The organism is Vibrio splendidus 12E03 (assembly GCF_000272105.2).
Taxonomy (GTDB): domain Bacteria; phylum Pseudomonadota; class Gammaproteobacteria; order Enterobacterales; family Vibrionaceae; genus Vibrio; species Vibrio splendidus_I.
The window spans coordinates 23,218-44,298 of record NZ_AJZD02000278.1; the positions used below are offsets into that span (position 1 = coordinate 23,218).

A 21,081-nucleotide genomic window follows, 5' to 3' on the forward strand; every position below is an offset into this window, starting at 1 on the left:
AATAACGCCAGTTACATAGCTCTATAAGTGTTCGTAGTGCTTCTCTTTCGAGCTTGCTACAGGTGCTTTTTAGCTTATTAAGATAGTATTTTCTCATGATGATTACTTCTCTTGTATTAGGCTTTGGTGGGAACTCAAAGTTCCTTGCTGACCCATTAATTATGTCCATTTAACAGGAAGTAATAAACAGGCGGTTTTTTTGTAAGTTGTTCCTGTTTTTGTCTTTTATCGTCACTTAAAGACAAATGTGTTTTATAATCGGCTTTATGAGGAAGGGTTGTTTCTAAAAGGTTCATTATTTGTCTGATCTAAACATGATGCGTTACTACACTCGGCTGGATTCGTTCGAGCCTAACCTCTCACATTCGGTTACCTTAACTGAGGTCGCAGATAAGCTGTTCACCAGCTTGCGCCATGCACGAACTTTGTTAGGCAAGATGCATCAGGCTGAATGGGTGGTGTGGGAGCCAAAAGTCGGCAGGAATCAACGTTCTAACCTGACATTGCGCTATAGCAATCAAGAATTGACTCAACATGTTGCTAGTAAACTGATAGAGCAGGGCAAATACGAAAAAGCACTCTCAATTCTAGACAATGACCGCGCTGTATTTGGCTCTCTCCTCCAAGAAACCTCTGGCGCGACGATGCGTGAAGGGCTGCTGCACGTTCAATTAACCTATAAACGTAAGTTCGAAGATCTGTTCCCGCATCATATTCATCGTAGTAGTGAGCGATTTTTGATCAGGCAAGTGTTCAGTTGTTTAGTGACTTGTAATGGCAAAGGCGAGTTGAAGCCTGAACTGGCGCATCACTGGCAATATGATGCTGAAAAGCTCGTTTGGACTTTCTATCTGCGCCCGGGGCTTACTTTCCATGACGGACAGCCTGTGGATGCTAAGCAATTAGTTTCGATGTTTTCTGCGTTGCAAACCTTACCTTTCTATCAGACAGAGCTCGCCCATGTCGCTTCAGTTTACAGTGAGCAGCCATTGAGGATCAGCTTTCAACTCACCAAAGCAGATACCGGCTTTGCTGGTTTACTTGCTGGCGTTAAATATGCGATTCAACCCGCAGCGCAAGTCACCCGTGAACCGTCTCCATTAAGTTCTGTGTCCCATGCTGTTATTGGTACCGGTCCATTTAAAGTGGTTGAGACCAACAATGAACGAATCAAACTCGCCGCATTTGAACACTATTATGGTTGCCGCTCGTTAACCGATGAGGTGACCATCTGGCAGTTTGAGGAATCAATGACGGGCACTGCTCGTTTCGATGATAGCCAAATGCACGTATCGCCTTATGAAGATTCTTCTTGCTTCCATCAGTTAGGGAAAAGCGATGCGGAACTTGTTTCAGCAGACACCGACGGCCTTCGTAGCCGAGTCGAGGATGGGTGTCTGTTTATCCTATTCAATCAGAACTCAGCGGCTAGCCCACTAAATAATGAGCAGCGCAAATACCTTTCAGAACTGACCAACCCACAAGCGATTTTGTCTCAGCTGGAACACAATAAGGGTTTGTTTAGTGTCTCTTTAGCTCAAAATATACTGCCAAGTTGGCAGAAATTGTATCGAACGCCTTCGAAAGAAGCACAACTGCCGAAAAAGATGAGCATTGCGGTTTACGACTATTATGCGTTGTATCGATGTGCGATTTGCGTATCCGACATACTCAAACGATATGGCGTGGAAGTTGAGGTGAACACCTACAGTTTTCGAGAGTTGGCGCAGCTCTCTCAAAGTAGCGAGTTAAAGGAGGACTTGGTGTTGTGTAACTTGAACCTCGATGACAATGCCCCGTCTTCGCTGTTCTCGTGGATGATGAACGATCCTGTTTTGCACTCTGCTTTAGGTGAGATGAACAGCGACTGGCTCAAGCAGCGCTTGGATAGTCATAAAGCATCGGTTGAACTGCCTAATTACTTGGCAGAGCTAGAACCCATCGCGTCTACTCTGATCTCAGATTATTGGTTAGTACCCATGTTCCATCACTTACAGACCGTTCGTTTCCAAGGGATTCTGAAAAACGTTGCCATCACCAACTGGGGATGGCCAGATTTCAAGAATGTATGGTCTGCTGATTAACCTTTCTTACTAGCTAAATAACTAAGTTAACTCGTTGCCAAAGTTGGTTTTTCCAAAATCGACTTTGGCACGCTCACGTCTAGATAAATTTAAAGTTACACTCTGTGGTTTACTTTTTGGTTTTGGCATGTAAACTAGTCGGTGTAGTTTATGTGTTGGGTCTATCCCAACCGATGAAGAGATGCCAATGAAAAAATATCTATTACCGATTTTAGGAGTACTTGCCGTGGTCGCTATCGTAAGCCCAGGTTCACAATCAAACGACAATCTAGATAAGCTTCCGAAGAAGTTTGTTAACAGTGAGTTGGAATACAAATCGGGTATGTCTGATATTTTTTCAATCTTGAAAGCTTACGTGACTGTGGAAAGGAATGAGCCGGTACCGCGTTCTGCATTGCCTCTGATACCGATGACAGCCGAGCAGCTGATCGAAGAACAAGACGATGTCGCTTATCGCTTGGGTCACTCAAGCGTGATGATGAAGCTGGATGGCAAGCTAGTGATGACTGATCCTGTGTTCAGTGATCGCGCATCGCCAGTACAATGGATGGGGCCAAAGCGCTTCCATCCAACACCAATCTCATTACAAGAACTGCCTGATATTGATGTGGTAGTGATCAGCCACGATCACTACGACCATTTAGACAAAGGTGCCGTAAAGGTATTAGCAGACAAAGTAGGGACATTTTTGGTGCCACTCAGAGTCGGTGCTCTACTAGAAAAGTGGGGCGTGGATAAAGCAAAGATCATTGAGTTGAACTGGTGGGGGTCGGCAACCGTTGCTGATATCGAGTTCACTTTGACGCCGACACAACATTTTTCTGGGCGTGGCATACTTGATCGTGACCAAACACTGTGGGGGAGTTGGGTCATTAACGCTTCAGATAAGAAAGTCTTCTTTAGCGGTGACTCTGGTTACTTCAACGGCTTTAAAGAGATTGGTGAGCGTTTCGGACCGTTTGATTTAACCATGGTTGAAACGGGCGCGTATAACTCACTTTGGGCGGATATTCATATGTTCCCAGAGCAAAGCGTTCAAGCGCACATTGACCTTCAGGGTAAGGTGATGATGCCAATCCACAACAGCACGTTTGACCTTTCTATGCACGATTGGCAAGACCCAATGGAGCAAGCACTGACGATAAGCAAAGAGCGAGACGTGCAAATGGTGAGCCCTGTGATGGGTGAACGCCTAGTGATCGCAGAGCCAGTACCTGTTCAAGCATGGTGGAAACTAGCATCTAATTAAAACGGTCATCTAAGTTAGAGGTAGCCATACCGCTAATCTATATCAAATCAGCTCATACAAAAAACGCCACCGATCGTACGATTCGGTGGCGTTTTTTTCATCTTTCTAAAGATCGGCTTTGTTTCAAAGAGCCGATCTATTTCTAATCACTCATTCTCTAGATCAGTTTTCTAGATTGTGAGCCATCTTGCTCGCGATTTTTCGAAACTGTTCTAACTCATCGTCGGCCATGCCTTTGGTCATTCTCTTCAGCATTTCACGATCAATATTCGCGACCTTATTCATGATCTCTTGACCCTTATCGGTCAGAACCAATAACTGGCTGCGCTTGTCTTCGGGATTAGGCGATTTCTTCACAAGTTCCTGACTGATCAACGCGTTAACGAGCCTAGTGACTTGCGCCTTATCGCGGTTTAGGAAGTGTGCAATATCAATAGAAGTACATGGAGACTTCTTGGTAATGATCTTCATTACACGAATATTCATTGGCGCGATGTCAGAGTCCAAACTCTCAATCTGTTCACTCATTTGACGTTTCAAAGAGTGTACCAAACGAAAGATGGATTCTAGCGATGTGTTATCAGACATAAACGATCCTTAGAAATCTAGTTGACAATATCAACCACTTTGTTTATAGTTGACATTATCAACTTAATTGTTCGTAAATTCAAGACAGGAATATAGATATGACGATTCAAGCAACATTAACGCCAACTCTTCCTGAGCAAAAAGCCACGCCTGTATTGCACAAAGCTTTGGTAATGATGAGTTTAATGCTGACGATTGGCGGCAGTTTAACAGCGGTTATGACTTACATGAATGTCGGGTTTGGTGAGGAATTCATCAGCAATTGGCTATCATCGTTAGCGCTTGCTGTCGTGATTATGATGCCAATCGGCATGGTGATGATGACTTTGGTGACTAAAGTCACTGCTAAGGCGTTGCCCAATTACGGCGAGAAAGCTCGCAACCTAATCGTGGGATTGATTATGGCTTTTATCATGGAGTCCATCATGGCATTTGTAACAGCGGCAAATAATATTGGATTTTCGGATACATCGGCGTTTACCACCAGTGGATGGTTTAATGGATTTATTGCTGCGCTTCCTATTGGCCTTACGATCATGGTCGTGATGTCGATGACGGTTAAACCTAAGCTCGAACGATTCATGAAGAGCTAGCCAAAACACTTTTTAAGCATTGTAGGAGATCCACATGACAGCATTCACAGGCAAACACAATAACTACCGTATCACTATCGAAGAAGTGAACATCAAAGAAGATCGTGAACTGCAAACCATGCAGTTTGAAATTGAAGACAGAGAAAACATGTTCGCGATTGTTGAGAAGATCAAACAAGACAGCGGCTTAGACGAGCAATCAGCAACGCGACTAGGGGTGAGCATTCGATTACTCGGCCCAATGATGATGCAAGACAGAAAGCACCCTCTGTTTGTTGATTTCATGCCTCATTTCAGAAACTTCATGCAGAATCTAAAGAAGACGTTGAAAGGGCAGTAAAGCCTAATCATCAATCGTACATCTAGAAAGCCAGTAACCAACTTACTGGCTTTTATGGTATTTAAATCAAAATGATTTCAGTTGTTTGCGTCTAGAATATGCGAAAATTGATGGCTGAATTTTCGGTGTTGCTTCGTTGTTTAATTGTCTATTCAAGCTTCAAGAAATCCGATATTATACGGGTCATAAAACTAAAGGTGGTATTATGTGACAAATGTATTTGAGCAAGCAGCTGAAGAACTGCTGAGTCGCCGCGTCGCGGGAACTAAAGCACCAAGATTGGACGAACAGTATCGTCCGAATGACTTGGAAGATGCGTTGAAAATTCAAGCATCAATGATTGACCTTCAGAGCGATAAAGTAGGTGGGTGGAAGTGTTTGCTTCCTTTAGCTGAAGACAAGTTCATTGTTGCGCCTATTTTCTCGGGTAGTGTTCAACAAGGCGAGGTTTGCGAACTGTTTGCAGACAACGACGTAGTACGTGTTGAGCCTGAAATTGCATTTACACTTACTAAGAGTCTGCCTGCAAGCCAAGAAGGCTACAGTGAAGAGCAAATCAATGAAGCGATTGGTTCTTGCCATATGGCTCTTGAGTTAATGCAATCTCGCTTTGCTGATGACAGCGGTGCCGAGTTCTATGAAAGACTTGCTGACGGCCTAGTAAACCAAGGCTTGTTCATCGGCCCTGAGATTGATCGCGAAAAAGCGTTCACCTCTGCTGAGATCAGTATTGAAGTAACTCAAGGCGAGCAAGTTCAAGCATTTGACGGTAAGCACCCGAATACACTGCCACCAAGTCCAATCTACTGGCTGATTAACTACATGACGCGTCGTGGTGTCGATTTCCAAGCGGGTGAAGCAATCATCACGGGTTCTTACTGCGGTATCGTAGAAATGGAATTCGATAAGCTAACGACATTCCATTACCAAGATATTGGCGAATACCAAGTAACGTTTAAGCAGAAACGCTAATTACGTTTATCTGCTAAGTTTACAAAAACGCTAGCTTCTATTGGCGCACTATCTGTTATCGAAAGGCTATTTACTGATTAGTAAATAGCCTTTTTTATTAAGTGATGTTCAATAGGGTTCTTATTACTTTGAATTTAATTGGGCGTTTAGACGTCTAGACGTTGACAAGTTCTAAGTGTGACATTAGTCTCTCTTCTCCCTGTTCTATTGCGTTGTCGTTCCATGTCTAATTCGAAAAATTCTAATGCTGTAATTGCACCTTCTGCAGTTGCACTTATCCCTCTGATTGTTTTCCTTTCGCTGTTTATTGGCGTAGGTACGTACTTGTCGTTGCAAGGCGTCGACTTTGCGTTCTATCAGCTTCCAGCTCCGATTGCGGCTTTGCCTGCGGTGATGTTGGCGCTGTTACTAAGCAAAGATAAATTGAACCGTGCTATCGAGCAATTCCTGAGTGGAGTCGGTCACAAAGACATTATTGCAATGTGTATGATCTACCTATTGGCGGGTGCTTTTGCGGCTGTGGCTAAAGCCTCTGGTGGCGTTGACGCGACTGTAAACCTTGGCCTATCTGCTATTCCAACTAGCATGATTCTGCCGGGTATCTTCCTTATTTCTGCTTTCATCGCAACAGCAATGGGCACTTCTATGGGTACCATCGCTGCGGTTGCACCTGTGGCGTTAGGCATTGCAGATTCAGCAGGCATGAGCATTCCACTGACAGCAGGTGTTGTTTTGAGTGGCGCGATGTTTGGTGACAACCTGTCTATCATCTCTGATACCACCATTGCCGCGACACGTTCGCAAGGCTGTGAGATGAGAGATAAGTTTAAAGAAAACATCCGCATTGCACTTCCAGCTGCTCTTATCGCGATTGTTATCTTTGCTTTCAACAGCACTGCAACTCAGGTTCCTGAAACAGGCCCAATCGAGTGGCTGAAAGTACTGCCGTACATCACTATTTTGATTCTTGCTGTATCGGGCATGAATGTGTTCGTTGTGCTGACAATTGGTATCTTGCTGGCGGGTGGTGTAAGTCTAGGTTCTGTTGAGAACTACGGTTTGACCGATTACGCTCAAGATATCTATGCTGGCTTTGGCAACATGCAGGAGATCTTCTTACTGTCGATGTTGATTGGTGGTTTGAGTGAGCTAATGCGTCGCCAAGGTGGACTGGCGTTTCTGACTAACTTAGTGAGCGGTTTGATTCGTGCGTTTGGTTCTTCACACTCTAAGCAAGCCAATGGCCGTGCGAGTGAGCTCGGTATTGCTGGCTTGGTATCAATGGTGAACCTATGTACGGCAAACAATACGGTAGCGATTATTGTATCTGGCAGCGTGGCTCGCCAATTAGCTGAAGAAAATAACGTGTCTCCACGTCGCTCTGCCAGCTTATTGGATATCTTCTCTTGTGTGATTCAAGGGGTACTGCCTTACGGTGCACAGGTATTGCTATTAGGTTCGGTATTTAACCTATCGCCTTTGGATATCGTGGCTAACTCTTACTACTGTTTTGCGCTTGCAGTCGTTGCTGTGGTCGCTGTGTTTATCAAACATCCAGCACGCCAAGTAGCTAAAGCTTAGTAGTAATTGACCAAACTCAGTCGTAACTAGCTTTGATAAGAAGGCTCCTTAATAGGAGCCTTTATTACATCTGATGAATGGATTACCATGAATTCAAGTTGTCATCGATATCTATTGAATTATCGAGGCTATGTACTCAGTTATTTAAATGGAATTTTGATGCTCGCCATTCCCCTACCATTTATTGCAGCTCTGCTGTTATGCGTCACGGCTGTTTTGCTTAGATATCGTTACCCACAAACAAGCCAAAAACCGTTTTGGTTTATTATGTTGTGTGCGTTGATGATTACTGTTGTTGGGCTACGTTGGACGTTTGATATTGCGTTGTTCCGTTTCTTACAACCGGTTCCAGGGGCAAGTGTACCTGTGGTGGCATGGCTCTGCTTTGCGGGAGCTCATCGAAGTAAACCTTTGTCTCTTTTGCATTGCTTAGGCCCAGTCGTTGTTCTGGTTGGCTCCTTTTCTTATTCGTATATTTGGGATGGAACGATTGATCTATTGTTGATCTCGCTATATCTCAGCTATGGCTGCTTGTTGTTGAAATCATCGTTTAACTTCCCAGAGCACGTCAGGCTGAGTGATGTATCGAATGTTTTGTATGCTGAGCGTACGGCAGGTATAGCCTTACTGTTTTCGGCTCTAGTGGATAGCATTATCTCGTATGATATTTTGCTGCTTAACGCACAACACACCGACTTAATTCTGTCTATTGGTTACCTAGTTCTTATTCCCGCAATTGTTGGGGCTGTGGTCGTTGTCAGTACCAGTACGTCTCCGACTCCGAAAAAAAATCAACAACAGAGCGAACTTTCAACGCTAAATAGCATACAAGACGAAGTTGAGGCATTGATACCAACGTTGAGCTTAGACGAAGACAAAGAAGTCACGCAGATCGTCGCTAAGTTTGATGCGTTAATGAAGGATCATCAGGTGTTCAAAGATCCTGACTTGTCCCTGAATCGAGTGGCGAGAAAGCTAGGTATCCCAGCTCGAAAAATATCGTCTGCGGTTAATCAAACTCACCACCAGAACATTTCCAAGGTGATTAACGCCTATCGAATTGAGCACGCTAAGACTCTCCTGATGCAAAGTGATGAAGCGATAACGGATATCTTCCTTAGTTCCGGATTTCAGACCAAGTCCAATTTCAATCGCGAGTTTTCAAGGATAACTGGGCAAACTCCGAGTGAGTTTCGGAGTTCGTCGCAAGTGTTAGATTGAGTGTGTTTGCTTTCTGTTTATCAATTAAGAAAGCTAACGATGTCGTTTAAGATCAATTGATGTAGCTGGTCGCGTGATGTACCAACGCCATCTTTACAAATAATGCCATCGCCTGGCACTTCTTCTTCAAGCATCGGTACCGCCCCAGCTTTGCAACTTTGAATGAAGCTGAAATGGGTAGCGCTTTCGTAGACCTTATAGCGTCTTAAATTAAGAGGCATGTGCTCAGCAATGTAGCCAGATTCTAATGCCTGAGGTAGATCCCCAATATCAATCCCAGCCGCCAATATTAAGGTTGGCACTGTAACGTCATTTAAGCTGCCGACTGAGAAGCTACGAGCAAGCCCCAAATCAAGGCTGACAACGCGCTGAATTCTAGGGTCTGATAGGTCTTTTTCATTTGGTTCAGCTGGTTGGGCTTGTGATAGCCCTAATTCATCAGACAGCCCACAGGTACGCGGGTTAGGGTATATAAGACACTCGGCTTCAAAGGTCGCTCTATCTATTTTCGCTCCTGCCAATTGCATCACTGTCCAGCCTCCTAGCGAGTGTCCGATTGCAGTGATATTGTTGGCGTTAACAGCCTGCTTCCATTGAACTTCGCTTAACAGGTAATCGATGGTTCGAGTGATATCTCGCGGCCTCTCCCACCACTTGGCCGCTTGCTCTGGAGATTGGTCGAAAGAGGTGGTTCCCGGATGGTCAGTGGCCGCTACGATGTAGCCACGACTCGCAAGTTCGGTCGCCAACCAATTTTGGTTTCGCCAGTTTCCTCGGTAGCCGTGTGATAGCAGTACAACTGGAAAAATGCCTGATTGAATCTCTCCATCTTTGATGACTTTCGTGCCGATGAAGGCTGGGTTATCGCCAATCAAGGTTGTGTCTAAGACATCTTGTGTGGGATACCAAATGGCAGTGTTTAGCGGGCGATTAGGGTCGTCAGTTAAGGTGACTTGAGTGAATCCGACATCGGAAGCGATGGATGAAGCGCAGAGGAAAAGTAGGGATGTGAACAGTAAATGTATCCATTTCATGGTTTAACTCCAATTGAGGTGATTGGAGCCAATATGCGCTAAAGCCAGTGAGCGCGAGACCTCAAACACGATCGAGGACGCCCTAAATCGTGTTTGAGTGCAAACTTAGTTATTTTGGATGCGCCTAATTCAGCTTATTAGTCACGAACTCTTTGTTTCTGATCATTAGCCACATCAGGCCGCCTAACGTACCGACGGATAATTGAATAAAGCCTAGGTTTTCAATCAGTGAATCTGGGCGGATTGAAACCAACACCATGCCAAGCGAACCACAAATCATGCTGAAGAACTGTATCAGTGCGACGGCAGAGCCCGTGTCATGATCTTGTTGATTCAACATCAAGTTGGTACCTGGTACTCGCATGATGATCGCCATTAATGTCGCTGGTGCAGCGATGAACATGAAGAACCAAGGGGACAGGTCGCCAATGGTTAGAGTGAAGATTCCCGCAAGCGCTAATAAAGCAAAACATCCTGAGATGACCTTTTGAACCGGCATTCGGTAGGACAACTTCATGTAAATTGTTGGACCAAATGAGGCGCACAATGCATTGAATGCGAACGCGTAACTAAACTGTTGTTCGGTCAATCCAAAGTGATCGATGTAGATATAAGAACCCGCCGCAAGAAAGCCCATCAACGCCATCGGTATGATAGAGAAAATGACCAGCAGCTTGACGAACGAGCGGTTTTTCATGACCACGCCCATTCTTCCCCATGAGCGGAATATGGAACCTTGGTATTTGTTTTCGAGTGTTTCTTGGTAGCAGCAAGCTAATACTGACGCAAATGCACCAAAAATGGCGAGCGTGACAAACATCATTCGCCAAGAAGCAATTTTCAGTAAAAAGGCTCCAAACACAGGCGCAACCATTGGTGCGATGATCACCAGTGACATGATAGTCGCCATGATCTTTTCACGTTCTCGGCCGTCATAAAGATCTTTGACAATGGCAGTCGCGATAACGGTGATGGCACTGCCCGCAAAGGCTTGGAATACACGAGCACCAATCAACTGTTCGATGCTATTGGTCATCGCGCACAATATGCTCGCGACCATATAGCCCGCTAATCCAATCAATAGGATCGGCTTACGACCAAATTTTTCGCTGAGCGGCCCCCAGAACAAAAGACCGATGGCGTAAGTAACGAAGTAGCTGCTCAGGGTTAGGTTGACCATGGATCGGTCAGTATTAAACACCTCGACCATCTGCGGAAGCGCAGGTAAGTAAAGGTCGATGGTCAATGGAGGGAAAGCACTTATTATGACGAGAAAAAATAGCATACCGGTCTTTCCCAGTACTGGTTGTGGTCTCTTCAAGGTGGCTCTCCGTTGTCCAAGATAGGTTTCCAATTGATGTGATATTGATATACAGAAGACTAAGGCACGTCAGACAAGAAGGATAGAGTCGTTCAAGAATATGGTGAAAGTATCGATGAACTTATCTCTATGAGTTCGAATCTATGAAGTCGGTCTGTGCACTGAATTGTATTACAAAACATTATTGCTTTTATAGCTAACGAGTTCAATCAGTTAGTAGCAGGGTGGCTTGTGATCGCCAACGACACATTGTAATGATTATCGATTTGGCTTGTTATCTTTTCTTTGGGCGTTTTTCGACTAAACCGTTACGCTCTAAACCACGTCGAACGCTGCTGCAAAGCTTACCAAAGCGGCGCAGTTCTTCGAAGTTAGGGCCTCGGCCAATGGAAATACTGTGCTCCCAATACATTAACTCACTGTCGACCATCTCAAGTAGTTTCTTAGAGCAACCCGAGCAGTTTCCTTTTGGCCCACAGATAAACGTCTCCGATTCGTAAAGTGGGAGTTCGTTTTTAACTTCTTCAATTAAGCTTAGCATTGCCAAATTTAGATTAGGCTTTTTGGTTGCTAGTGGTTTCAAGCTTGGTGCTTGCGCAGTTATCAGAGAAGAAGTTCGTGTGTTGTGGGGCAAATTCAAAGCAGCTGATGACATATCAAAGGCCTCAAGGAGAGAAGAAGGTGGGCATGCTACTCTTCACAACAAAGTGAATCTTGATGTAGTGCAATAAGCGTGGAGATATACCCAAAAGAGGTAGGAGCCACAAGCGGTGTGACTCCTTTTTTAAAGCTCGGTACTAATGAGAGATTTTAGAATTCAGCGTCGAACTGAAACTCCATCCACTCTTTAGTCACTGGGTGGTGCAGTGCAAGTCTTTCTGCGTGTAGGTGCAGTCGGTCGGCTTTATTGCCATATAGGCCATCACCCACGATAGGCATGTTAAGGCCTTCTTGGTGTGAACAGTGAACACGTAACTGGTGTGTACGGCCTGTTTTAGGGTGCAGGTAAACCTTAGTGGTCTGCTCGTTTCGCTCAATCACTTCCCATTTGGTTTCTGCAGGCTTGCCGTGTTCGAAGCAAACAATCTGACGAGGGCGGTCATACAAGTCACCACGCAATGGTAGTCGAATATAGCCTTCACCTTGGTCTAGCACACCTTCAATCATTGCGACATATCGCTTCTCAACTTCACGAGTAATGAACTGCTTCTGTAAGCTTTTGTTCGCACGTCGTGTTAAAGCAAATATCAGAATGCCAGAGGTCGCCATATCCAAACGGTGGATAACAAATGGGCCTTCAACGTCGGGATGCATTTCTTGAACGCGTGTGTAGGCGGAATCTTTAATGGTCTTACCCGGCACGGATAGAAAACCTGCTGGCTTGTGTACTACCACGATGTGCTCATCTTGGAACAGAATATCCAGTTCTTTGCCTTCAGCAGGGTTCTCTAGCAATGGGTTTGGATCGACTTCAAGGCCTTTCATCATATGACCTAAAATCGGCACACATTTACTCTGACAAGAAGCGTAGTATTTCTTGTGCTTACGGATTTCCGACTTTGGAGAGCGACCCCACCAAAATTCAGCCAATGCCAGTGGCGTGTAACCATTTAAGTACGCGTATTGCAGCAATTTAGGCGCAGCGCATTCACCAGAGCCAGCTGGTGGTATCTTGTTTGGCGTGTTTTCAAAGATCTGGTTAAGGTCTTCAACGTTTCCTTCCGCATTTTGGAAAGCGTATTGTGAAAACAACTTGTGTTGAAGCTGATGAGAAATGTGTGCTCTTTGCTCTTTTAGCTCAGCCAGTTGAGTGGTGAAAACATCCACTTTAGCCTGCAACACTTGCAGAGTCTGTTCCCAGTTGAGCTTTAGGTGCTTCTGCTGGTTCTTGTCGGCAACACTGGCTTTGTTTAGCTCGTTATTTAGCTGTTCGAAAGCTTGCTCATCAAGGTTTTCTTTACCTTGTTCACGTTTTTCTTTACGCGTTTTTCGGCCTTCAATAATCAATAGTCGTTGAGCTTCAATCTCTTGCTCAGCTTGCGCTTTTTGCTGTGCCAGTTGCTCGCACAATTCAAGGTATTTAGTATTTGCTTGTAGCGCTTTAAACTCAGCGTTTACAGCCATCATGTCGGCTGTGTCTTGATGGAAAAAACTGTCGCTGCTCAGCATGTCGAAGACTGGCGGTACAAAGTGAGGCAATAGGTTCTGGTCGGCGATTTTCCCTGAAAAAGCAGAGAAGTAACCCAATTCACCTTCTGGGCTTCTTACTAACAACACACCAAACATTTTGCCGCGACCAGCGTCAGAATCTAGCCCGAAGTCATGTTGCCAATCGGTTTGAGTTTCTAGATATTGTTGAAGCTGATGAGAAGCGATTTCACACAATGGGTGTGGTTCGTAGTAGAACGGGAAGGTGAAACGCTCTGGCAACGAATATGACTCGATCGGCTGTTGAAAGCGGGTGAAGCAATGCTCAGGTGTGTGGCTGTTATCTGAGTCGTGCGTTGATTTTGATGAGTGCATAGTCGTCTTAATACTTATATCGTGGTGATAAATGGTTGTGAGTCTACTGTGTATGTTTAGAGACTTTAAACACAGTACGAGGCGGCGATTCTACTCTTTATCGAAAAGCGCCTCAAATAAGAAATGGTTCTATTACTGGATAGCTAAGCGAGACGGTTAACACGGAACCCATGAGCTATGGCTTGAACTTCATTAATTGATGAGTAACTTCTCATTTTTAATCATAGAAGGTAACTTCACAAACGAAGGGTGGTAGCCTTGCCGCCCTCTTGTTCAACCTAAGGTAACGTTATGATTCCACTCAATACTTCGATTGTATCTGGTGTCGCTATTTCAGAGATCGACGGACAAATGAAAATGCTACTAATGAAGCGTGTGAAGGGCGAGTTTTGGTGCCATGTCGCAGGCTCGATTGAAGCCGGTGAAACAGGCTGGCAGGCTATCGTGCGCGAGTTTGAAGAAGAGACCCAAATTAAAGTGGAAGCCTTGTATAACGCGCAGTTTCTGGAGCAGTTTTACGAAGCGCACGTTAATGTGATTCAGCTCATCCCTGTGTTTGCGGTGCTATGCCCACCCAACCAAGCGATTGAACTGAATGACGAGCATACGGAGTACCGCTGGTGCGATTTAGAGGAAGCGAAAGCACTTGCGCCGTTCCCCAACCAACATGCCGTCTACGATCATATTTGGTCATACTTTGTCGATAAGCCAGTCAATCCGCTTTACCGCGTGAAATTGAACTAGCACTGGCTGTTTAAGATCTAGGACTTACCAAGGTAAGGGGTTAAAAACGCGCTTACTTGCGCTTGGCATAACCCCACATCCACCTTCACGCCGTGCGATTCAAGGATCGCAACACCACGGCCATTATTACGAGGGTCTGGGTCTAGCATCGCCACGACTACGTGTTTTACACCTGCTTTAACCAATGTATTGGCACAAGCGGGTGTTCTGCCAATAAATGAACATGGCTCTAAAGTTACGTAAGCGGTAACCTCTTCCATTGTTCCGTCCGTTTTGCTGTCATGGCCATTCAGTGCTTCAACCTCGGCGTGGTTTCCACCCACCTTCTGTGTATACCCAACAGACACCACCTTATCGTCTTTCACCAAAACACACCCTACTGGCGGGTTTGGTTGGCAATCAGGTAAGGCTTGGCGCGAAGCTTCGAGTGCTTGCAGCATGTATTGTTGGTTCATGGTCGTTACTCAGTATGACGAGAGAGCGCAGAAGTGAGTGACCGCGCGCGGTTGATGACTTGGATAGTTACTAACTTACTAAGCTAATAAGCTAAGCAAGTGGGGGCATGTTCGATCTGATTGGGCTTTTAGTCAATGGTTTTCATTTTGAATCTGGCCGCTAGTTGACTGTAGCCGCTCATTAACTCGCTGTGGTTAATCGTTAACTGTGACCAATCGCTAATTTGGGCCAATGAGTTAACCAGTTCTTAGACTGAACTCGTTGGTCAAACACGTCTTTGCTGCGATTGGGGTTCGGTGTGATCTTCAAATCAAACAAACTCTCTAAACCAAAAGATGAAATACACTCGATGTCTCCATTAAGATTTTGCTTTACGGCGACTGCGGTTTCTTTCTCTGGCCAGTAACTCATCGCATCCAATGAGCCTTGGTAAGGTTCATCTCCATTTCTAGTGTGCATGCAGGCTTGATTGCGAACTTGCCAATGCAGTTCGGGTAAGCATTGTTTAAGCTGAGCCTCGTATCTAAAATCCGATTCGTAAGAGGTATCAATGGGATCAAAGTAGATCACATCAATATCGTTGAGTGGAGTCGGGGAGGCATAGCCATGTAGGTGATCCCAAACGAGGTTTCTCACAAAGCCTGCAGCAACATAACACTGCGGTAAATCCAACTGAGCGACACAGCTTAAAACCTGCATTCGTAAGGGATCTTGTTTGATCAACGTGACGATACTGTTGGCTAGCGGATTTATCATTATGATGTCGGAACATCGGTGACTTGGTAATGACGTGTCACATTCTGGGAGATTTCACCCCATTCAGACGCTTTTACTCGCTGTTGATGGGCTTCGAATGCTTCTCGGCTAGTGAATTCTTCATACACTTCAAAGCGATTAGGTTGAAGTGTGCTTTGACTGACTCGAAACACAATACAACCAGGTTCTCCCAGTGTCAGTTCTTTGTGCACAACCAAGGCTTGTGTTACGGCTTCTAGATCGTTGTCTGGCACTAGAATATGCCCTTGCAGAATTACTTTACTCATAATTACGTCCATTTAATTACGTCTATTTAATTTTGTCCACTACGGCTTTTTTCTATCAAAAGCTCTATCCTTTACAAACATAATCCCATTTTGATGTTGTGACGTATAGGCTAATGTGACGATTATTTGTTCACATAGAATGCATTTTGGTTACACCGTAACCTTGAGGGCTGTGTAATCAATAAATGATAAGACACTGGAACTAAATCAACGTTGGTCCGGTCTATTAAACTAGTATCATTGAACTGTATTGATACTGAAATGAATTTGTCATCTGAGAGAATTAACCTTAATTTTGAACAGCGGCTCATAGGATTGAATTGAGCCATAGTTGATATCTAGGTCATACTTTGATGTAAATGGTACTCAAAACTCTATATATTTTGTGATTTGTATCATTGATCTGGGCATCAAACACCGTTAGATTCGAATGGTTGGCAATAAAAATAGCTCATGAAGAGCAGTTAAAGAAAAGGAAATATCCCTTATGAAAAAAATGAGAAGAGCACAGCTTCATCGCGTTCGTATCCAATACTGGAAAGACACGTCTAAAGAAGCATCAAAGAAATAAGCTTTAAATCGTAAAGCTTTAAAAGCTGAAAAGCTTAATCAAATGTAAAACGCAACAAACTGATTTCATTAGCACTCTCAAGGACCTTCATCTGGTCGGCGACTAACGAAATCATCCCCAAAGAGCTGGCAGGCATCAACAACAATGCAATTCAATGTCAGCTCATTAATACCTCCTCTAAGTTTATCTTCGTTTGTTAAATCTATTCCCCTAAACTAAAACTGTTTGTTTCTTGTTTCTTGTTTCTTGTTTCTTGTTTCTTGTTCCTTGGTTTCGCACCCCTGTATTCGTTAAAGTCCTGATAATAAAAAAGCTCCCGATTTCTCAGAAGCTTTGATTTAGATTTTGATATCTGATGTGTTACCTGCTCGGGAGAGATAACACCAACGTCAGGAGCTAATGCGTTAACGTTGGAAGAGCGTCTTCAAACTGACATCATCGGTTCGGTTCAGCTTTAGGCTCAGAAGATAGCCACCAACACCGATCAGTGCGTAAATACCTAGAGATAAAATCGGCGCTTCTGCAATCGCACTTAATGGGTTGCTTGCTATGAGCACATTCATTGGTAATGACGCGATGAGAGATAGGAAGTCATTGATGCCATAGAACCCAAACACGGCGACAGAGAGGAACTTAATCGCATAGCTTGAGATGAAAATGACAAGCAATGGAGAGTTCACCAGCTGCGAAATCGCTAGAGTGACGGTTGCCAGTGGTAATAAAACCAGTGCAACTAACATCATTCGTCCAAAAAACACGACCCAGTTGCTCAGCACATAAAACAGAGATTGCTGCTCAACCAATAGCGCGAGTTGTTGCTCACTTGAGACGTTCAATATCCAGAATAGAAAATCTGCGAACAGCACGAGCAACGCACAGATTGCTGGAATCACCACTAAACCGAAGCCGAGTTTCACGCCGTGAGTCATAGCGTTAGATACTGGCATACTTCTCCAAAACATCGAACTGCCTTCTTGGCGCTCTTTACGCAGCGTTTTAGGGATATAAAGCGTCGACAGGATCAGTGAAATAAGGCCCGCGCCAAAGTAGATCACTGAGTTGAGATCTTGTGCGAACTCTCTGTGGATGTCGCTCACGTCACCATTCACTTGCATTTCAAAGAAAAACTCATGTTGCGCTGCGCCATTAAAGAACAGACCAACGAACAGTAAGAAACCACATAATGCGACAAACAGAGGCAATCGAGTGTTAACTTTGTGCTCGATGAGTTCTTTTTCTAGCATGTAAAAACTTGGATGCATTATGCCTTCTCCGTCTGTGTTGCAAGGAATAGGTCTGCTAGACCAACGTTATAGATGTTACCTAGTGATTCAACCTGCGCTTTGTATTGACCTTCCAACAACCACTTAGTGGTGCCGAGGCCTGATTGCGAGGTCAGTGGTTTGAGTTTCTGTATCTCACTTGAATGGTTATTTGCGACTTCGATAATGAAATAGTCGTTTTCGATGTCTTCCATGCTCTTTTGCAGCACACAATGGCCTTGTTTTAAAATCAGAACATCCGTTAATAAGTGTTCAATCTCTGAAACCTCATGGCTTGCAATGATCATGGCGCGTTCGCCGTCGTGGAACCACTCAAGTAGATGGCGGTAAAAAGTATCGCGGTACAGTAAATCTAGACCAAGTGTAGGCTCATCTAAGATCAACACTTGGGTGTCAGTCGCGATGATGATCGCAAGGTGAAGTTGTACTTTCATCCCTTTAGAAAGCTGCTTGATCTTAGAAGAGAGCTTAATGTTGGTGCTGCTTAGCGTCTGCTCTGCTTTTTGTTTGTTGAAGCTAGGGTGAACACCTTGTGTGTATCGAAGCAGTTGTTTAACGGTCATCCACTCTGGTAACACGTTAACATCTGAAATATACGATAAATGCTGCATGAGCTCTGCGTGCTGGTGGATAGGGTGGTAGCCGTTTACTTCAATCTCACCTTGATAGTTGTGGCCACCAAGCAGTGATTTGATCAGTGTCGATTTGCCCGCGCCATTGTGGCCCAGAAGCCCAAGTACTTGCCCTGGCTTTAACTCGAAGTTGATGTTCTCGACACCCACTTGATTTGAATAGGTTTTGGTTACGTTTTTCACGGAAAGTAAAGTACTCATGACTTGTCCTTTATATGTTGTGCTAGCTGTTCCACGAGTTCTTCGACACTCATATCAATGATGCTTAGCGTCTCAGCGATGGCTGGGATCTGTGTGTTGATGAATGATTGGTGTGCAGACTCTTTCAATTTTTGAAGTGCCCCTTCGGCCACATACATACCTTGGCCGCGTTTTTTCTCTACCAAGTCTTCATCTACCAGTAACTGATAGCTTTTCATGACAGTAAGGTGGTTGATCTTGAGATCGGCAGCAACCGCACGCACAGAGGGTAATGCTTGTTGCTCTAACCAAACACCTTGAAGAATTTGGTCACTGATCTTTGTGGCAAGTTGCCTAAAGATCGGTTGGTCGTCTTTCCATTCGGTCATAATTAAAACTGCATGGTGATATACATGTGTATAACACTAACCTTTTTATACGAATTGGCAAGGGTTTTATGAAAATGGATCGGATATCTTTATTTTTGGATAAAGCATGTTTGGCGGGGAGGGTACTTGAAGCCTACGTCCTTGTGGGCTTTCAAGCAGCTGTATGAGCGATGATTATTTGAATAGGCAATGGTTGCTCATCAAGATTTTTATTAGGCAGAGCCTATTGCTCCTCTAAGTCATTGGGCCGGCTATATAGGTAGCCTTGATGTAAGTTGTAGCCTAGCTGACACAAGATGTATTGCTGCCTGCGCGTCTCGACACCTTCATAAATCATCGTGATATTTGATAAGCGTCCAATCTCAGAGATATTAAGCAATACACCCTGATGATGCTCTCCTGACTCGATATCCTTAACAAAACAACGATCCAGTTTTAGATAGGCCGGAGAGATAACATTGATGATTTCGATGTTGTTATTGCCTGTACCAAAGTCATCCAGAGCGATAGTGATACCAAGCTTTTTGATATCCTTAATGTTATCGATAACCTCGCATCCATAGCCAATGTTCGAATATTCAGTAATCTCGACGACAAATTCATTCGCTTCCATCGCGGCCAAATGCTCTCTGAGCCTTGCGAAGTTCGACCCCACCAAAGCGCTCGGACACACGTTGACACCATAGATCTCATGGCTGTTGTGTAATTTGGCTTTTCTGACCGTCTCGATGAGCAAGATAGTGTGAAAGGTGAGTAAATTGGTGCGTCTCATGGTGTTGATGAAGCTTAAAACGCCAACGTTACGAACTCGAGATAACAACTCGTAATACAGGACGCTGTTGTCTTCGGTGTTGATGATGGGCTCTTCTTCAAAGGAGATGTGTTTCCAACGAAACAGGTAGATCATAAAACCCAGAATATAGGAGCGATAAAGCAGTGTGGCGAGAATCAGAGAAAGCGCAGTCCACAGTACGACAATATCGTCACTGTAAAAGGTAATGGTTGCGCCGGTTGGCAGTGGTGTTTGATAGATAGCTTTACTTTCTTCACCAAGGTTCAGAATGTAATAACCATTCTTCTGGATCGAGACCGAGTCGACTAACAGAGGCAATAGTGAGTTTTTGTATCGAGCTTCAATAGAGCGTGTAGAAATACGCACCGTAAGGTCAATGTCATGCTTAGTGTCTGCGAAGCGTGAATAAGCGAAATCGGCACTATCGTAAAAGTCATCAACTTGATCAAGGTCTACCATTTTCGATCGTGTTTTGGAGATATAACATGAACCATAAGACGTAGTCATGATGACAGAATCCAGGTTGAGCGAATGCCTTAATGAGTGCACAGCCCCTTGGTTATCGCAACCATAGAGCATGATTTCTTCAACAATATGTTTGGTGTTTTCGCTGTATTCATCTGCAATCTTCGTCGTATAAAGGATTTGGAAAAAGTAGGCAACGAAGAGGAAAAATGAAGAGATGGTGAACACGGCTATCAGAGCCTTGATCAGCTCTCGATGATAGGTGTTGAACATCAGTTTCAACATCTCGAACTGGCTGGGCTTGAACTGGTTGATGTCGTACTTAGGTGCGATACGGTTGGTTGAGCTTTTATCGAGATCGATAAAGTAACCTACCTTATAAAGGTTAGAGATAAGTTCGCTATTATTATCTACCTTCGCTTTTTTACATAAGATTCGATATTTCTTTCTTATAGAAGCAATAATGTTTTTTAACGCGTATAAACTAAACTCTTCATCAAAGTGTAATTTAAAAGACTCTTCAACATCTCGTGCAGATTGAGGGTTTGATATTGACGAGTGTTCAATAAGGTATTTGAAAACAAAACTCTCTTTATTATTAAGAGTTTCCTCTGATATCTTATTGCTGTCTCTTTTTATGTATATCTTTTCTTCATTGTAGATCAGTTGCAAGCTCTCATTATTGTTATTTATATTGAAAGAACAGTGCATAGCTCAACTCCTAAGCGATAGTTATTATATTTGTGTGATGGATATGTGATGGCTGGGATTGTCATTCAACACAAGAGTTCGATCTAAATAATATAACCAAAATGTCACCATTTTCTCTTAAGATGTTGATACTAATCGCAGAATTTGGGCTTTAACGAAAGGTTATGGAGATGTTCACCCAAAAGTTGAATTTATAAATGAAAGCCAATGATTTACAAGGGGTAAAGGGGATTTATCCATTTGTTTTGGTATTTATCCATTTCACAGCTTCTACGCGGTAGGTTTAGCGACTGGATTTAGAGGTTTCT

At 44.0% G+C, this 21,081-nt stretch carries 20 protein-coding genes; 8 read left to right on the forward strand and 12 right to left on the reverse strand.

Features of this window, described 5'->3' with window-relative positions:
- Positions 1-299: 299 nt before the first annotated feature.
- Together A142_RS17270 and A142_RS17275 are read left to right on the forward strand one after the other, a co-directional pair.
- On the forward strand, positions 300-2,084 hold the full coding sequence (locus tag A142_RS17270) for an SgrR family transcriptional regulator (protein WP_019824670.1): 1,785 nt from the start codon (positions 300-302) through the stop codon (positions 2,082-2,084).
- Between the two features lie 187 nt (positions 2,085-2,271).
- On the forward strand, positions 2,272-3,333 hold the full coding sequence (locus A142_RS17275) for an MBL fold metallo-hydrolase (RefSeq protein WP_029405605.1): 1,062 nt from the start codon (positions 2,272-2,274) through the stop codon (positions 3,331-3,333).
- A gap of 162 nt (positions 3,334-3,495) precedes the next feature.
- Here the strand turns inward: A142_RS17275 and A142_RS17280 are convergent, their stop codons facing one another.
- Positions 3,496-3,921 carry a MarR family winged helix-turn-helix transcriptional regulator gene (locus A142_RS17280; RefSeq protein WP_016769096.1) on the reverse strand — a complete coding sequence of 142 codons (426 nt, stop codon included), beginning with the start codon at positions 3,919-3,921 and terminating at the stop codon, positions 3,496-3,498.
- A 98-nt stretch (positions 3,922-4,019) separates the two neighbouring features.
- On the opposite strand from A142_RS17280, the gene A142_RS17285 reads away from it, so the two are divergent.
- The 5 genes from A142_RS17285 to A142_RS17305 all read left to right on the forward strand — a co-directional run bounded on the left by A142_RS17285 (position 4,020) and on the right by A142_RS17305 (position 8,628).
- On the forward strand, positions 4,020-4,514 hold the full coding sequence (locus A142_RS17285; RefSeq protein ID WP_019824672.1) for a DUF2798 domain-containing protein: 495 nt from the start codon (positions 4,020-4,022) through the stop codon (positions 4,512-4,514).
- 34 nt (positions 4,515-4,548) lie between these two features.
- Complete coding sequence (locus A142_RS17290; protein ID WP_010428476.1) at positions 4,549-4,854, forward strand: DUF3861 domain-containing protein; 306 nt, start codon at positions 4,549-4,551, stop codon at positions 4,852-4,854.
- Positions 4,855-5,061: 207 nt separating this feature from the next.
- On the forward strand, positions 5,062-5,826 hold the full coding sequence (locus A142_RS17295; RefSeq protein WP_019824673.1) for a hydratase: 765 nt from the start codon (positions 5,062-5,064) through the stop codon (positions 5,824-5,826).
- Between the two features lie 222 nt (positions 5,827-6,048).
- Positions 6,049-7,407: a Na+/H+ antiporter NhaC family protein gene (locus A142_RS17300; protein WP_019824674.1), complete on the forward strand. Its 1,359-nt coding sequence runs from the start codon at positions 6,049-6,051 to the stop codon at positions 7,405-7,407.
- A gap of 156 nt (positions 7,408-7,563) precedes the next feature.
- A complete protein-coding gene (locus tag A142_RS17305) occupies positions 7,564-8,628 on the forward strand; it encodes a helix-turn-helix domain-containing protein (RefSeq protein ID WP_029405606.1) in 1,065 nt (354 codons plus the stop codon).
- A gap of 20 nt (positions 8,629-8,648) precedes the next feature.
- Here the strand turns inward: A142_RS17305 and A142_RS17310 are convergent, their stop codons facing one another.
- The 4 genes from A142_RS17310 to A142_RS17325 all read right to left on the reverse strand — a co-directional run bounded on the left by A142_RS17310 (position 8,649) and on the right by A142_RS17325 (position 13,506).
- Positions 8,649-9,662, reverse strand: coding sequence for an alpha/beta hydrolase family protein (locus A142_RS17310; RefSeq protein WP_019824676.1), 1,014 nt, complete (start codon positions 9,660-9,662; stop codon positions 8,649-8,651).
- Between the two features lie 124 nt (positions 9,663-9,786).
- Positions 9,787-10,947: a multidrug effflux MFS transporter gene (locus tag A142_RS17315; protein WP_019824677.1), complete on the reverse strand. Its 1,161-nt coding sequence runs from the start codon at positions 10,945-10,947 to the stop codon at positions 9,787-9,789.
- 310 nt (positions 10,948-11,257) lie between these two features.
- The gene (locus A142_RS17320; RefSeq protein ID WP_019824678.1) at positions 11,258-11,638 is read right to left on the reverse strand and encodes a hypothetical protein; all 381 of its coding nucleotides are present in this window, start codon (positions 11,636-11,638) and stop codon (positions 11,258-11,260) included.
- A 155-nt stretch (positions 11,639-11,793) separates the two neighbouring features.
- Positions 11,794-13,506 (reverse strand): RluA family pseudouridine synthase, encoded by a 1,713-nt coding sequence (locus tag A142_RS17325; protein WP_019824679.1) that lies wholly within the window; start codon positions 13,504-13,506, stop codon positions 11,794-11,796.
- Between the two features lie 291 nt (positions 13,507-13,797).
- On the opposite strand from A142_RS17325, the gene A142_RS17330 reads away from it, so the two are divergent.
- Complete coding sequence (locus A142_RS17330) at positions 13,798-14,250, forward strand: NUDIX hydrolase (protein ID WP_029405607.1); 453 nt, start codon at positions 13,798-13,800, stop codon at positions 14,248-14,250.
- Between the two features lie 17 nt (positions 14,251-14,267).
- Here the strand turns inward: A142_RS17330 and A142_RS17335 are convergent, their stop codons facing one another.
- The 7 genes from A142_RS17335 to A142_RS17365 form a co-directional block, all read right to left on the reverse strand.
- On the reverse strand, positions 14,268-14,705 hold the full coding sequence (locus tag A142_RS17335; RefSeq protein WP_019824680.1) for a bifunctional diaminohydroxyphosphoribosylaminopyrimidine deaminase/5-amino-6-(5-phosphoribosylamino)uracil reductase RibD: 438 nt from the start codon (positions 14,703-14,705) through the stop codon (positions 14,268-14,270).
- A 202-nt stretch (positions 14,706-14,907) separates the two neighbouring features.
- Entirely contained in the window at positions 14,908-15,462 is a 555-nt protein-coding gene (locus tag A142_RS17340) for a nucleotidyltransferase family protein (protein ID WP_029405608.1), read from the reverse strand.
- Positions 15,462-15,749, reverse strand: coding sequence for a putative quinol monooxygenase (locus A142_RS17345; protein WP_019824682.1), 288 nt, complete (start codon positions 15,747-15,749; stop codon positions 15,462-15,464). The genes A142_RS17340 and A142_RS17345 overlap by 1 nt, the downstream gene beginning before the upstream one ends.
- Positions 15,750-16,724: 975 nt before the next feature.
- Positions 16,725-17,582 (reverse strand): hypothetical protein, encoded by an 858-nt coding sequence (locus A142_RS17350; RefSeq protein ID WP_017083226.1) that lies wholly within the window; start codon positions 17,580-17,582, stop codon positions 16,725-16,727.
- Positions 17,582-18,436: an ABC transporter ATP-binding protein gene (locus A142_RS17355; RefSeq protein ID WP_019824683.1), complete on the reverse strand. Its 855-nt coding sequence runs from the start codon at positions 18,434-18,436 to the stop codon at positions 17,582-17,584. Before A142_RS17355 ends, A142_RS17350 begins: the two co-directional genes overlap by 1 nt.
- A complete protein-coding gene (locus A142_RS17360) occupies positions 18,433-18,804 on the reverse strand; it encodes a GntR family transcriptional regulator (protein WP_019824684.1) in 372 nt (123 codons plus the stop codon). Before A142_RS17360 ends, A142_RS17355 begins: the two co-directional genes overlap by 4 nt.
- A 223-nt stretch (positions 18,805-19,027) precedes the next feature.
- A complete protein-coding gene (locus A142_RS17365; protein ID WP_019824685.1) occupies positions 19,028-20,773 on the reverse strand; it encodes an EAL domain-containing protein in 1,746 nt (581 codons plus the stop codon).
- Positions 20,774-21,081: the final 308 nt, after the last annotated feature.